Source organism: Mycobacteroides salmoniphilum, from assembly GCF_004924335.1.
GTDB lineage: Bacteria > Actinomycetota > Actinomycetes > Mycobacteriales > Mycobacteriaceae > Mycobacterium > Mycobacterium salmoniphilum.
In genome coordinates, this window is the sequence record NZ_CP024633.1 from 2,713,372 (window position 1) to 2,726,980 (window position 13,609).

General features: G+C 62.3%; 14 protein-coding genes and 4 tRNA genes. 9 read left to right on the plus strand and 9 right to left on the minus strand.

What is annotated here, in order from left to right; all coding sequences use genetic code 11:
- Nucleotides 1-62 precede the first annotated feature (62 nt).
- On the plus strand, nt 63-557 hold the full coding sequence (locus tag DSM43276_RS13450; RefSeq protein WP_078330966.1) for a hypothetical protein: 495 nt from the start codon (nt 63-65) through the stop codon (nt 555-557).
- Between the two features lie 13 nt (nt 558-570).
- Here the strand turns inward: DSM43276_RS13450 and DSM43276_RS13455 are convergent, their stop codons facing one another.
- From DSM43276_RS13455 to DSM43276_RS13475, 5 genes are all read right to left on the minus strand, one after another.
- Nucleotides 571-1,383 carry a hypothetical protein gene (locus DSM43276_RS13455; protein WP_234803093.1) on the minus strand — a complete coding sequence of 271 codons (813 nt, stop codon included), beginning with the start codon at nt 1,381-1,383 and terminating at the stop codon, nt 571-573.
- Between the two features lie 68 nt (nt 1,384-1,451).
- Nucleotides 1,452-2,612 carry a restriction endonuclease subunit S gene (locus DSM43276_RS13460; RefSeq protein ID WP_078330965.1) on the minus strand — a complete coding sequence of 387 codons (1,161 nt, stop codon included), beginning with the start codon at nt 2,610-2,612 and terminating at the stop codon, nt 1,452-1,454.
- A complete protein-coding gene (locus DSM43276_RS13465) occupies nt 2,605-4,467 on the minus strand; it encodes an HsdM family class I SAM-dependent methyltransferase (RefSeq protein WP_136629077.1) in 1,863 nt (620 codons plus the stop codon). Before DSM43276_RS13465 ends, DSM43276_RS13460 begins: the two co-directional genes overlap by 8 nt.
- Nucleotides 4,468-4,728: 261 nt before the next feature.
- Nucleotides 4,729-5,403: a hypothetical protein gene (locus tag DSM43276_RS13470; protein WP_136629079.1), complete on the minus strand. Its 675-nt coding sequence runs from the start codon at nt 5,401-5,403 to the stop codon at nt 4,729-4,731.
- A gap of 503 nt (nt 5,404-5,906) precedes the next feature.
- Nucleotides 5,907-6,581: a hypothetical protein gene (locus DSM43276_RS13475; protein WP_234803101.1), complete on the minus strand. Its 675-nt coding sequence runs from the start codon at nt 6,579-6,581 to the stop codon at nt 5,907-5,909.
- A gap of 92 nt (nt 6,582-6,673) precedes the next feature.
- On the opposite strand from DSM43276_RS13475, the gene DSM43276_RS13480 reads away from it, so the two are divergent.
- The 5 genes from DSM43276_RS13480 to DSM43276_RS13495 all read left to right on the plus strand — a co-directional run bounded on the left by DSM43276_RS13480 (nt 6,674) and on the right by DSM43276_RS13495 (nt 9,645).
- Complete coding sequence (locus DSM43276_RS13480) at nt 6,674-7,270, plus strand: uracil-DNA glycosylase family protein (RefSeq protein ID WP_078330962.1); 597 nt, start codon at nt 6,674-6,676, stop codon at nt 7,268-7,270.
- On the plus strand, nt 7,267-7,410 hold the full coding sequence (locus DSM43276_RS23855; RefSeq protein WP_234803092.1) for a hypothetical protein: 144 nt from the start codon (nt 7,267-7,269) through the stop codon (nt 7,408-7,410). Before DSM43276_RS13480 ends, DSM43276_RS23855 begins: the two co-directional genes overlap by 4 nt.
- Before the next feature lie 89 nt (nt 7,411-7,499).
- Nucleotides 7,500-7,685: a hypothetical protein gene (locus DSM43276_RS23860; RefSeq protein WP_232783692.1), complete on the plus strand. Its 186-nt coding sequence runs from the start codon at nt 7,500-7,502 to the stop codon at nt 7,683-7,685.
- 196 nt (nt 7,686-7,881) lie between these two features.
- Nucleotides 7,882-8,196 carry a hypothetical protein gene (locus tag DSM43276_RS13490; protein ID WP_078277999.1) on the plus strand — a complete coding sequence of 105 codons (315 nt, stop codon included), beginning with the start codon at nt 7,882-7,884 and terminating at the stop codon, nt 8,194-8,196.
- 501 nt (nt 8,197-8,697) lie between these two features.
- Nucleotides 8,698-9,645: a site-specific integrase gene (locus DSM43276_RS13495; protein ID WP_234803051.1), complete on the plus strand. Its 948-nt coding sequence runs from the start codon at nt 8,698-8,700 to the stop codon at nt 9,643-9,645.
- Between the two features lie 468 nt (nt 9,646-10,113).
- On the opposite strand, the gene DSM43276_RS13505 is transcribed toward DSM43276_RS13495, so the two are convergent.
- Together DSM43276_RS13505 and DSM43276_RS13510 are read right to left on the minus strand one after the other, a co-directional pair.
- Nucleotides 10,114-10,614: a restriction endonuclease gene (locus DSM43276_RS13505; protein WP_078330006.1), complete on the minus strand. Its 501-nt coding sequence runs from the start codon at nt 10,612-10,614 to the stop codon at nt 10,114-10,116.
- Between the two features lie 846 nt (nt 10,615-11,460).
- Nucleotides 11,461-11,535: transfer RNA gene (locus DSM43276_RS13510), tRNA-Val, on the minus strand.
- A 168-nt stretch (nt 11,536-11,703) separates the two neighbouring features.
- Here DSM43276_RS13510 and DSM43276_RS13515 point away from each other — a divergent pair.
- The 3 genes from DSM43276_RS13515 (at nt 11,704) to DSM43276_RS13525 (ending at nt 11,960) form a co-directional block, all read left to right on the plus strand.
- Nucleotides 11,704-11,776: transfer RNA gene (locus DSM43276_RS13515), tRNA-Gly, on the plus strand.
- Nucleotides 11,777-11,801: 25 nt separating this feature from the next.
- Nucleotides 11,802-11,875 (plus strand) — tRNA-Cys (locus DSM43276_RS13520).
- Between the two features lie 10 nt (nt 11,876-11,885).
- Nucleotides 11,886-11,960, plus strand: a tRNA-Val gene (locus DSM43276_RS13525).
- Between the two features lie 137 nt (nt 11,961-12,097).
- Here DSM43276_RS13525 and DSM43276_RS13530 read toward each other — a convergent pair.
- Complete coding sequence (locus tag DSM43276_RS13530; protein WP_078330007.1) at nt 12,098-12,925, minus strand: carbon-nitrogen hydrolase family protein; 828 nt, start codon at nt 12,923-12,925, stop codon at nt 12,098-12,100.
- A gap of 436 nt (nt 12,926-13,361) precedes the next feature.
- The gene (locus DSM43276_RS24090; protein ID WP_412458671.1) at nt 13,362-13,535 is read right to left on the minus strand and encodes a three-helix bundle dimerization domain-containing protein; all 174 of its coding nucleotides are present in this window, start codon (nt 13,533-13,535) and stop codon (nt 13,362-13,364) included.
- Nucleotides 13,536-13,609: the final 74 nt, after the last annotated feature.

A 13,609-nucleotide genomic window follows, 5' to 3' on the forward strand; every position in this document is an offset into this window, starting at 1 on the left:
ACAACGGCGGCGAGCAACCTGCTACCAAGGCACTGATGCTGACGCGGTTCTAGGCTTCCGGGATGCTCTCGCAGTGGCTTCCCCTACTGGGTTCGGTGATCGTTGCGAGCGGGGCGCTCGGCGGGGTCATGCTGAGCAACCGGCGCGCAGACCGACGGGAACGTGAGAAACATCGCCGTGACCAGCTGGCCGCAGCGGTAAGTGAACTGCTGGCTCGCGTTGAGGAGGCCTCCCGCCAGGCGCTCTCCATGCAGAAGATCGCGGGGAAGTACCAGCGAGAGACCGGTCAGCCAGCGTTGCACTTGGGCAAGCTCGCCGACGAGGTGGTGCCGGCCTCCGATGCTTTCGACGCGTTGATGACCAAGGCCCGGGTCGCCCAGCACAGGGTGGAACTACTCGAGCCTCAGCTGGAGGTTCCGGCGTTGCAGTTGGTCGCCTGGTGTCTCCTGCAGGCACGCCCCGCTGTGCTCAACGAGAAGGTGGAGCTGAGCACGTTCCAGAAGGCGCAGCACACCGAGATGCAGGCACTGATCGAGGCGTACCGAACGCTGGGGTAACCGCGGCCAGGTGTCAGAAGGTATCGATCTGCTGCAGCTCATCCGGGAACGGTTCGGCGTCGATGGGTCGTCGCTCCTCGACGATCGTCTCCAACACTCCCTGCCGTCGCATCGCTTCGCCGCGGTGCTGGCCATTCCCCCAGCTGACCTCCTCCCCGGGCTCGCGGTCCAGACTCATCGGGTCGTCGAACAAGCTGCGCACGGCCTCGCTCATCGCGACGGGCAAGTCCGCGGGGATGTTCTCCCGCTGTCCGGCGCGAAGCGCGATAGCGGTGGCCTCCACCCAGTCGACGGCCAGGTATCTGGCCATGTCCCGGAACAGGTCACTCTCCGGCAGTTCGCTCACCGTGATCCGGCGGAGCACCACCGCAGTGGTGGGCGGCGGCGGGGTGTACGAGACGTACCCGGTGCCCTCGTCCCACTCGGCTCCAAGCCGGTCCAGCTGCGCCCGCAACTCGGAGTCGATCCGGGGAGTGCGCCTGAGTAGCCCCTCGTCATCGAACTCGATCTCGACGACTGTCGGCCAATCCTTGAACCACAGGCGCGGGTTCAGCAGGTTGGCGATCAACTTGGGAGGCGCAGAGTCCTTCGGGAAGAACTCCTTCCAGATGGTCCGCTGGTATCTCTCGGCGTTGTTGATGTGACTGGCTGCGAAATCACCCTCGCGCAAGGTGATCAGGGCGAGGCCCTGCCCCGTCTCGCCGCGGAAGACCTGGACGCGGGAGGTCCTGAGTTTGTCCAGGTGCCACATGTGCACGTCCGCCTTGCGGCCGGGCCGGTACCGGAGTCGTCGAAGTGTCGTTGCAATCGACTTGCGGGTCACCATGGATCTGATTCTTGAGCGGCCTCGCCCATCGTGGGGGCGACGCGCCGCCTCTGATTTGGACCGCCTCGTCAGATCACAACTTCGACCCTGCGTGTCAACAGAGCATCGAGGAGTGCCGCCCGCGTCGTTTGAACTCTTTCTGCCTCGACGGACGTCGCGCGAAGCTGCCTATCAACGGCTTCGAGAGCGTCTGCGATCGAGATCTGCGTCGCGACCGGAGGTATCGGCACGACGAGTCTCGCCAGGTTGTCGCGAGACACACGGACAACCTTGGTGTCCGTGTACACATGTTGCACCTGCTCGCGGAATCCGGGTGACGCGAACAGGTACGACGCAAATCTGGGCTCCAGTGGATGACTGAGGATGTAGGCGTCATCGTGTACCGCCACAGAATCCTCACCGAGCCAGGCAACTGCTTTGAGCACACCCTCGACGTTCTCGCTGGTTCCTGCGATCACAAGATCACCCGGCTTCGCGAAGCGCAGCTTCGAGCGCATCGCTTCGGGAAGTCTCGAGTGCACTTCCGAAGTGACCGCACCGAAGTCCGTGTGGATCTGCGAGTAGTGAATACACCCGATGCCACTGTCGACATAGTCGGACTTGACAAATCTCTTTCCGCGCGTGAGCGGGCCGAGGTCGCCTACGGCACTGTCGGTCCAAGACTCGTCTCGCCGCCTGAGTAGCTCGGCGAGGATGGCGGTCCGAGCCGCCTGGACCGCCGCGGCCTCTACCTCAAGCGCACTGCGCACCGCGTCCACTGACTCAATGATCTCAACGATGCGTTCTTGGACAGGTCTGGGAGGAAACGGGATCCGGTGGGCTTCGAACCGGTCGGGCTTCCACTCCGATCGGCCTTCGGCTCCTTGCCTTGCGGAGTCGATGGCTTCGAGAGTCGCTCGACGTTGGAAGGTCAGCTTGAGGAACTCAGGCACGAGGCCAGGACCGACTTCGTATGTCGGGAACTTGTTCGTGACGATCGCGCCATCCAGGTCTTCCGGCAGGACGTCGAACGGACCACGCTGGGAGTCGAGGATGCAGTAGATGAAGTCACCCGCCCGCGCGCGATACATCTTCGTCCGAAGCTGACGCCCTGTCTTCACGCTGCGGATGTAGACACCGGTTCCGTATCGGATTCCGAGCGACGAGTACTCGACGTCAGGGTCGAGCTTGACCGGCTCGACCCTACGCTCGGCGTGCTCACCAATCGTCGTGGTCGGCCAATCAGGCATCAAAGCCACCGATCCCGGCCTCGGACAGGATCTGCATCATCCGCTCCTGCGCAGCTTCACGCTCAGCGCGAGCCTCTTGCCAGTTGGAGAGCGCTTCATCAAGGTCATGCGATTCCGTCTGCGGCCAAGGATTAGGCCTCACGCCACGCGCGACCAGGCCACCGTCGGCATCGAAGATCGGCGAACGCCAGGACCTCGCCTCGGCGTCCTCCGCTCCGTCTCGGACGGCCCTGAGCGCATTCGCGGAAAGCGCACCCCAACGCCCGGTGTCCCGACGGCCATGCGCGACCTGGACCTGGTGGCCATCGTCCTCCATGTCCAAGAAAGTCACCAGCGCATCGCGATCATGCCCATTCGCCGTCTTCGTGAAGCCGAAGATCGACGTCTTGACGCCTCGCTTCTGTTCAAAAAAGAGTTGCTGAGGCATGTCGATCACGAAGTCGAGCTTGGCCCGCTCGAGGATCGCGAGCGCTGCCTTCTGGTTTGGGCTCTTCGCAAGGGTGTTGTTCGGCATGATGATCACCAGCCGACCGCCGTCCTCCAAGTACTCGATGGCGGACATCGTGAAGTTGATCGGGTTGTCGTTCTCGTACGGCGGGTTGATAACGCACTTCGTCGGCTTCAGGCTCTTCACGTACTTGCGGAGCTTCTCGTCGCTCTTGGCCACAGCGAACGACTTCCCATGCGTCACGAGAGAGTCTCTGTACAGCAGGTTCGACCGGCCGTCGCCATGCAGGAACATGTTCGAGCACGCAAGGGCGAACAGGATGGCGTCGAGTTCGAGCCCGATCAGCTGGTGGTCGTGGATACGATCGATGCGTTCCTCATCACCATGCGCCTTGTCGACGAGCTGCTCCATAGCGTCCATCAGGAATCCGCCGGACCCCATGCAGGTGTCTAGCACCACGTCATCGCGCTCAAGTCGAGCCAACTCCACCATGAAGGTCTTGATGTGGTCCGGTGTCAGGATGATGTTCTTGTTGTCCATCTTTCCGGCGCGCGACAGGAAAATCTTGTAGGCCCGCCCCAGGATGTCTCGCTTCACCGAGCTCTTCGAGGGCTGGTGCACTCGATTGTCGATGTCGTCGATGATGTCCTTGTATTCCCCCAAGGGAATGTCGATGGTCTTGACGAACGCGAAACGGTCCTTCCAGTCGATCATCTTCGACTCGGAGTTGATCTTCTTGTCCAGTTGCCGCTTAACCGCGTCGACGATCTGATCATTGAGGTATCGCGCTTCGACGAGACGGGTGTCTTCGGGAATCACCTGCGACTTGTAGACGGCCCGGAATTGCGGATCGTCCAACGCGATCATGAGCGCAGAGAAGAACAACGAGCGCTCGGTGTCCCGCACGCGGGAGTCCTTGTGGAACCGCTCGTTGAGTCGGATAAGAAAGCGGCGCAGCTCAGCATCTGAGAAGGGGTCACCGTGTGCCGCCGCTTGGTAGTGCTTCGTCAGCGTGGCTAGGCTGACCAGCGACCTCACGTCGTCGAGTTCTTCGATCTCCTCGCTGTCGCCCTTACGGAGGAAATGGGTGACTCGAAGTGACTCCTGTGTCTGCCCGGACAGCGCGATGCCGACGATGTCCGAGTGCGGCACGGCATTGGTGGTCATGTAGCTGCGCACATCAGCTTCCGCGGCGGCGTGATCGGACTTCAGTCCCGGCTCCCCCGACTTCGCCTCGACGACGATCAGCCACTCGCCCATGTCCTTGAAAAAGTCGGGGAAGCCGTCGCCAGTGGACCCGGCCCGCTTCGACTGGAAGCCGAACTTCTTCGGGATGTCCCGCTTCTCGACGAACGTCGACGCCCCGTAGAACTCCCGGAACAGATTCTCTGTCGTGCTCTCAGCCAAGTTCCACCCCTTCTGATCCGTGGTCTGGGGGCGTGCTCGAAGACAGTCCCTACTCGACTGGTCGACACTATCGGGTCGCCACCAGGCCAGCTGCCCGAAGTGCGTGATCCGACTCGGGTGGTGGGGCAACGTGGTGCTGCCGAAGCCGTCGGCCAGGTGCGACACCACTGCCCCCGGCTAGCTGGGCAGATCGAGCGTCGCCCCGGTCCGGCGCATCATCTCGAACGGGCCGGGCGACGACAGAGAGGCGATCTCAGGTCGTCAGTGATCATTGCTGTCCTCGGTTACTCCTCGGAGCCCGCGGGCGATGGTCTCGGTTCTCCGCCAGACGTCGTATGCACGGTCTATCAGCTGGTGGTGGCTGTCGACCGTTGCGATCGGCGCATCACCGACGGCGTGGATCAGGTAGTGCCATGTTGCGGCCCCGTGTACGGCGGCCTCGTACAGGGCGAGCTCGACCCACCGGTCACGGTTGTCGAGAATGCGCATCGCGGGTTCGGGGACGGGGTGGCCGCCGGCCTCACAGTGATTGTGGTAGTCGGTGTTCGGAAAGCGATGGTCCGCACGCTGGCGGATCTTGCCCGGCTGCCAACGTTGTAGCCGCGTCTGCCGATCCGACTTGAGCCATTCCCAGGCATCGTCCGGGTCGTTGGTCACCGCCCAGGCCAGGTACTCGACTTCGACGAGTTGTCGGACCAGGGCGGCACTGGCGTAGGCCCAACGGCCCATGGCAAGATACGCGGTGCTCGCGAGGAGTTCGCCGCCGATCGCCGCCACCAAGCCAGCGGGGAGGAGTCGGCGTGTCTGAGTGACCGTGAGATTGCCCTCGGCGGTGAGGTTCCTGGCGTCCGCCCCAAAAGTGACCATCCCGAGTGACAGCTCCTTGACGAGGTCGCGTCGCGAGCGACTTGGATGGGGCGTGTCTGTTTCCGGCATCCGCGCAGGCTATCGGCCCTGACACTCCCGCGGTCGGCGAACGCTCAACCTTCGGACACCGTTCGCTCGCCCCCGTTCCACTCCCGAGCAACCCCACGCAACTCGGTGCGCACCGCCGCGCGGCGCAGCTCCGGACGCGAGTGCCAGTGGCACATCCAGCAGCAGCACACGTTGGTGCCGGTGAATGCGAACTCCCAGTAGCGGCAGCCGATACGGCCGATCGACCACGCGGGGGGTCGAGGTCGGGCAAGTCGCACACGCGGCCAGCGCAGCGGTGAACGGCGTGCACGGCGACTTCACGGCGGGCGACGCGGACTCGGTAGGGGGTGTGGGCATCGGTACGGGACACGGCGGTCTCCTCAGACGGGCAGCCCCTCCGAGTCCGCAGATCGCCGTGGGATGGGGCTACGGCATGAGCGGTAGGCCGCCGGCCGGGAGGAGATAACCCATGGGAAGGGATCGTACGAGGGTGAGCTGGCAGGAGTCAGCCGAATACCCGACAGTCACCGCCGTCCCCGCTCGAACCGCCAGATCGCGTGATCGAGGGCCGTCGCTGACATCTCGAGTTCCGGCGCCGCGGCGGTCACGATCTCCGCGACGAACGCCGCGCCGACGCTGCGGCGCGGCACGTCCAGCGCACCCGCCACGAAGCGGCAGATCATCCGATCGGGCTTCACCCCGGGGACCCCCACGAGCATCAGCACATACCGCCAGGTGATCCCGGAGCGCTGACCCTTCACCGCGCACCACGCCTTCCGCGCCTGTTCCAGTCGGGCCTCTTCTGCGGCAGCTGCGCGAAAGTCAGCGGTGGTGCCGATCCCCTCGGCGGCGAGAACGCGGGCCGCGTCGCGGATCGCCTCCGCCTTCAAGACCCCGCCGCGTGTGGACGTCCGGTTACGGGTGCCGATCCGCGCCGCCCAGCCGTCGGTACCGTCGCACTCATCGAAGGTGGCCAACAGCTCCGAAGTGCCGTCTGCAGCCGGGTCACCATCCTGCCCGCGGCGGTGGGCCCGGTAGCGGTCGAGCACCTTCACCACGCTGGAGTAGGTGACGCCGGTCGACTGTACGGAGTCGATTACACAGAGGGCCAGACCGTCGCGGTAACCCTTCGGCGTCTCAGCGCCGCGGAACTGCTGGCAGGCAGCCACGAGGGCGGCCAACTGCTCAGCGGTGTGCATCAAGACCACAGCGTCGCACAGAGCACCGAGATGGGCGGGAACCTTCCCAGATTCGTCGCCGTCGCGTCGGGCATGGATGAGACGATCGCGATGTGGCGACGGATCCGAAGCGGCGACAGCTCAAGCGCATCGCCGAGCTGGTCAGCACTTGCCGGCAGTGCCCGGGCATGAACGAGCCCGGGGTGACCGCTTCGGCGCCGGGGTACGGATCGGCACACGCCCCCGTCGCCATCGTCGGGCAGAGCCTCTGCCGCAAGTGCATGGAGTCGGGGATCCCGTTCACCGGCGGCAGCGGGAGCTACATCGACCGGGCGTTGGAACTCGCCGGCCGGGAGAAACGCCAACTGTTCATCACGAACGCGGTGCACTGCCATCCCAAGGATGACCGGAAATCACATCGGTACGAGATCGAGAACTGCCGGCACTTCCTCCACGAGGAGTTGTACGTCGTGTCGCCGCTGCTGATCATCGGGCTAGGCGAAGACGCGGAAAAGGTGCTCTCCGAGCGCTACCCCGACGGGTGCCATCTAGCGTGGCCGTTCGTCAAGCCGCGGACCGTGAAGCAAGACACGACACACCTGCTGTTCCCGGAGCACCCCGGCTCGTTGCGGTTCAAGAAGACGGCCGACCGCGCGTTCTACTCACCGAGTCTCGCCGAGGCGATCGCATGGGGGTTCGAGATCAGATGAGCCGCGCCGACTCCGACGAGCACTACGTCCTCAACCTGTGCGAAGAGATCCTCGGCGTTGTCGGGCACCGTCAGGCGAGGTTCGACTGGCTGCGCGGAGACCCGTCACCAACGCGCCCCGTGGGTCGACGCTGCCCGTAGACGGCTACTGGCCGGATCTGAAGCTCGCCGTCGAGTTCCAGGAGGAGCAACACTCGCAGCCGTCTGCTTTCTTCGACCGTCGGGATACGGTGTCTGGGGTCGGCCGCGGCGAGCAGCGCCGCCTGTACGACGAGCGCAAGCGCACCCTGATCCCGGAGCACGGATTACGGCTCGTGGTGATCGAGAAGTCCGCCTTCACCGTGAGGTCGAAGCGGATTGCACATGACCGCGCACGTGACCTCAGGGTTGTCCGTGAGCACCTTGAACCGTTTTGAGCTCACAGCCCCCGCGGAACGGCCGCAGTGCCGTCACCTGATGCTGCCCTGTCCGAACACACGGAAACTATCGCCCTGGCGATCCCTAAGCGACACAGCAACCTCACCCGGCACCCGCTTGGCGGATGATGAGCGACATGACGATGAACGCCGAAAAGATCCCACACATGTCGATGCGCCGTAACCGCCAGCGCTCATGACGTCTGAACGCTTTGACGGACACCAGCAGTCTCTGGCTCTGCACGCGCTGGTGGTCTCCAAGCTGCTGAGAGATCCAGAGCGTGTACTGGAGATCGCCCGGCGCAACGCTAAACACGACCTCGGAGTCGGGAATGTCCACAGCGAGAAGTACATCCGCGAATGGGACCGCTTACTCAAGCAGGACATCCCATCGCTCATCGACGCGATGCTCGATCCGTCCGATCTCGGGATCACGTTGCGCTCGTGCACGCCGTTTACGGGGATCCTCACCGACGACGAGGTGCAGGCAGTCAAACGGCAGTACCGATGACAAGTATTTCGGGGATGTCGGTGGGTGGGTGGGTGGGTAACCTCCCAGACACGGTGAGGTTCTGATCCATAGACCGGTGGGCCACAGCATAGGTATCAATGATCTGCGGCCACATTAGGTATGGAGTTCGCCTGATGCTCCCGCACGTTAATAACCTCTTGGACTCAAGTCCCACAAAGTCTGCGCTTAGAGGTTGAGAAACTCCTGCCGCGCCCGCCACTAAGTGCCACGCTGAAATGTATGCCAAGACCACCACGATGGGCCGTTCCCGTCAGAACGACGGCGGGTATGAGATATGAGGTCCGGACGCACTGCACGCGCCCGGACGGCACCAGCTACCAGCAAAAGCGCAGATTCAAAACCCTCGCCGCCGCTGTCGAGTGGCACACCACTGTCATGTCTGAGCTCCGCCGCGGCCATCAGAAGTCTTCTGCCCCACCGCTAACGGTGCAGCAGGCAGTCGAGGACTGGTTGTCAGGACAAAGGCTCCGGGAGACAACGATGGCAGCATATGTCAGTGCCCTTCGACCAATCGTAGATGCCCTCGGCGACAGGCCTATTGGCTCGATCACCAAAACCGATATCGAGTGCGTCGTGCAATCGTTGCGCACGGGCACATCGGTGTCGGGCACCTGGCACGCACCCCAAAAGCTGAAAGGCAAAACAGTGCGGTCGGTTTGGACCGCGAACACTATCAACCCAATGCTCGCCCGGATGCGTGCAATTATCGCCGACCTCGTTGCTCAGGGCCTGTTGACGCGCAACCCTGCCTCGTTGGTTAAGGCTCTGCATCCGGTGAAACCGATGTTCAAGACACTTGAGGCTGAACAGATTCCGGTCTTATTGCGCGCCACGGAGAATCATCCCTTCGGCATAGCATGGCGGCTGGCGTTGTTGGGACTACGCCGTGGCGAAATCCTCGCATTGACGTGGGATTGCGTCGATTTCCGAAAGAACGCGCTACTTATCTCTCAGGCGCGCATTCCCACACCGGGCGGCTCCCGCGTCGGACCGACCAAGACGGTCAACAGCATTCGCGTCTTACCGATGCCGGCCGACCTCGCCTGGGCCTTGCTTCGCGTGCAAGACCGGCAGGCTCAGCTGCGTGAGCGGCTCGGCAGTCAGTGGCCGAACTCAAACATGGTTGTCCTCGGTAGGGATGGACAACCTCCAAACCCGGGCACATTGACGAGTACGTGGAAGAAGACCCTCAGAGACGCCGGTCTCCCTCACATCCGTCTCCATGACGCCCGTCATTCATGTGCCACGCTAATGCATTTGAACGGCGTCCCAGCTGTGGTGGTCGCCGCCTGGTTGGGCCACGCAGACCCTGGATTCACCTTGCGGACGTATACACACTCGAACCCTGCCGCACTGGCCGAGGCAGCGAAGTTCCTCGACAGCGTCACCCAGTTGATCCCCTCGTCTGAACCGGGCTCGGTCGCCTAACCGCCTATCTTGGCAGGCCACCGCTTCTACACCGAGAGACTCGCAGGTTTAGAAACAAGGCAGCGAAAGCTGTAATAGGAGAACACGTTGCAGACAACAACCGGTTTTATTGATCCCCGAAAAACAGGGAGACCTCCTGATCCACGGGTGTGGGGAGGTCTGCATTAAGAAGTCTACTACGCGCACGCCGGCCACACGATTGCTTTTCAATCTGCAAGGAGCGGTACGTCGGCACCGGTATGCGATTGGTCCGCGCGCACCACTGAGTCTGTCGCTCAGCTGACACTGCCGTCCGGTGCACACTTGGCTGGGAGTCAAGTGGTCGCAGGTTCAAATCCTGTCAGCCCAATAGAGAATTGCACAGTTAGGAGACAGTTCCGCGAGGCCGGCAGCCGTCTTTTCGACACCCGGTACGGGTATGAGTGGCCACGCAAATGACAACCCGCATCCGAATCAGCTTCGTCCGGTTCATTGATTCGGGTCTGATTCGACGGGTACGACCGTGACAGTGGGGACGTGGCCGGTGAGCGTCAACGGCGCCGCACCCGGGCCGACGCCCACGCTGCCAAGGAATTTCAACAGATAGCTCTCGGTGGTCGAGTCCGCGGCGAGGCGCACCACTTTGATTCCTTCGCGTTCGGCTATGCGCTGGCCACCATTCTGTACGCCGATGGGAGTCACGATGATTCCGCCGGATGCGCCCAAGTCGCGGATCGAATACGCGAGCGCCGCCACTGCGTTCTGCTTCACCTTGGAGGTGGTCAGCCGCCGACATTCGATGACGATGACCCCACCACCGTCTGTTGGGACACCCTTGCCGTCGATCTCCCAGTCGGTCGCGTCCCCGACGAGTGTCTGTTTATCGGCCACACGTTTCAATCCGAGACCAAGCAGATCGCTCAACTTCTGGAAGAGAAAGCGTGCCACTTCCTCATAGCTCTGCCACGTCGTCACTTGTTCATTGCTCATTGCGTTGCATTCCTTTCATTCACTAGTCCCCCCGCACCCAGCTTGTCGACCGTGGCCCGCGCAGCGTCCTGACTGGCATCAACCGCGGGGAGAAGGGTTTTACGCCGGGACCGCCCCCATCTTCGGGCGCTGATGAAGAACTGGCCGTCGATTCGGCCGATCGTCGCCGCAACCGTTGACATGCCGACACCCTGAGTCAAGTCCTAAAGTGTCCGAAATCTACTGTTATCCAACATATTTAGTTGATGCGCCAACATTGGGCAAATTTGCATCGGTGGATGGCAACCCGCTTTTACTCGAGGGGGTATTCGCTGACGTCCGCCAACGGTCATAAAGCGTGCCCAGCTGTCTAAAAAATACATCGACGAACGTCGGTGAAGGAGGTTCCAATATCTGGGGTCAAGTAGCCGCCGAGCCCTTCGCAGCAAAACCCTGTACACATCGCCGCTCAGAGCGCTCGGTCGAACCGTCGACGCCCCCGACGGACGTCACCGCTCCGGGAGGCACAGCCTCGACGGCCCCTAGCCTCCCGCGCCGCTGACGCTCAACACCTTTGGCGTACTCCAGTCGCCGAAGGTGAGGCCAGATGATCATCAGCGGACTGAGGGCGATATGCGGGTTCTGGATTGGCGTTCTCGCATGCCTGCGCCGCCGGGTTGGCCACCGCCGAGTTCTCGCGAGTTCAGGTTCCGCGCTATCTGTCGCGCCGCGTTTTTGAGCGCTAAGGGGTGGTGAACAGGTTAAATCGATAACCCGGGTTGGGTCATAAGTGGGTCACGCTCTTATCAGACTCTTAATTAGCGCGACGTGTAGCAAAGCAAAAAGACCCTTCTACCTGCAACTTTCTGGTGGTCCCGGCTGGGTTCGAACCAGCGACCCCTCGCGTGTGAGGCGAGTGCTCTTCCGCTGAGCTACGAGACCGCGTACTGATCGTTGATGGCTGATCAATCGAGGTGAAAGGCTAGCACGAGGGGCCGGAAACACCCCAGCCCGGCCGCCTACGGGCCGCGCACGCAAGGGATTTGTGATTAAACCTCTCGTTCGACTACTGTTTCACTTCGCACCGGGTGACGATCTCATCCGTTGCGCGCGGATGTAGCGCAGTTGGTAGCGCACAACCTTGCCAAGGTTGGGGTCGCGGGTTCGAATCCCGTCATCCGCTCGGAGGGTGGACAGTCATCCCTAGCGGTGGAGTGGCCGAGTGGTGAGGCAACGGCCTGCAAAGCCGTGCACACGGGTTCGATTCCCGTCTCCACCTCCATAAAGACCCCGCGCGATTAGCTCAGCGGGAGAGCGCTTCCCTGACACGGAAGAGGTCACTGGTTCAATCCCAGTATCGCGCACCAGTATTACCGCAGCTAGGCTGCGGTTTTCTTCCCGGGAAATCGGGGCTTGCGTGACGCTGCTATGGGTGCTTAGCGCCAGGGTGAACTTCCCGACAAGGAAAGAATCATCCTTATGGCCATCAACCAGATCATTGACGTCACCGAGTCGGCGGTGCCACCAGAGGGGAATTCAATTCGGGGCGTAAATCGGCCAGATACGGATTGGCCTGTTGCGCTGCACGCACCACTTCGGTATCGATCTCGGCGATGATCGTCCCGGTCCCCGATTCGATGCGGTCGAGAACACCCCCGTCGGGACCGACGATGCTGCTCCGACCGACATAGGTTGTCGCGTTCTCGACACCGTCGTGATTGATGTACGCCACATAGATCTGGTTCTCCCAGGCTCGTGTCCGGATTACGACATCGGCGACGAACTCGAAAGGCGTCATCTGTGCCGTCGGCACCGCAAGCAGATGCGCACCAGCAAGGGCACTCATCCGGACATTCTCGGGAAACTCCACGTCGTAACAAATCATCATGGCGACGTTGACTCCGCGATACTGCACCACGGTCGCGGGTTGGCTCCCCGGCGTGAAATAGGCACGATCGATCTCGCCGAACAGGTGAGTCTTCCGGTGTCGGCCACACACCGCGCCACGCTCATCGACAAAGACAACGTTGTTGTACAGCGCCCCCGTAGCGCCGCTCTCCGCCAGCCCCACGATGATCGCAATCTTGTTCCGTTCAGCGATCGAGCAAACGACATCAAGGTGATCGGCGCTCACGAGCTCGGGTAAACGGTCCCCGATGTCGTAACCGGTGATGAACAGCTCCGGCGTGATGAGCAGATCTGCCTGCCCTGCAAGTCTTCTCGCGACCTGCTCAAGCTCAGCAAGGTTGGCATCCGGATTCGCGGGGTTCCCGGCCGACTGCAGGCCCGCCACTCTTAGTTTCGTGGAAATGGACCCACCTCCGGCTGTCATGGCGTTTTCACCACTGTGAGGTACAGAGTCCTCTTACGCATCCGGCACGCCCAGTTTTGCGGCACAACCGCACACGCCCAGCGGTGGTGAGTCCGGCATTGCCAGGGCCATCCCATTCCCAGCCACGCTGGCGGTTCAACAAACAGTTGAAGCACTATCGCCGGACCTGACAGATATCTGTACACAGCCGACACCAGATGCAAGGATACGCACGTGACTGAGGATGCTTCCGTGGCACAAGCCCGAACACTCCTGGCATCGCTCTACGAGCATGTCAACGAGGTATCGACCACGATGGCCCAAGCCGAACACCTCATCCGACATACCCCGCGCCACAGCACAACCCACCGACATCACCACCGCCGAGCGTCAGCCATGCGCAAAGACCTCTACGAAGCCCACCGCCTCATCGACGGCCTACACCACCGGTACCCCGCTACGCGGGACACGCGGTGGTCCCCTCTGCCGTCACGGCACTAGACGAACCGGCCTCCACCAACGCCCGGCGGGCACGTCGCTCGACCAACAACGGCACAAACTCACGCACCCGGCAGTCAGCGAACTGTGCGTACGCACCCTGCACGACAGCCGAGACGTGCTCAGGCGACAACCATGACTACCTGACCATCAGCCGCTGCTGGACCGCCGCCACTAATGCCTGCTCACCCATCCCAGACATCACGT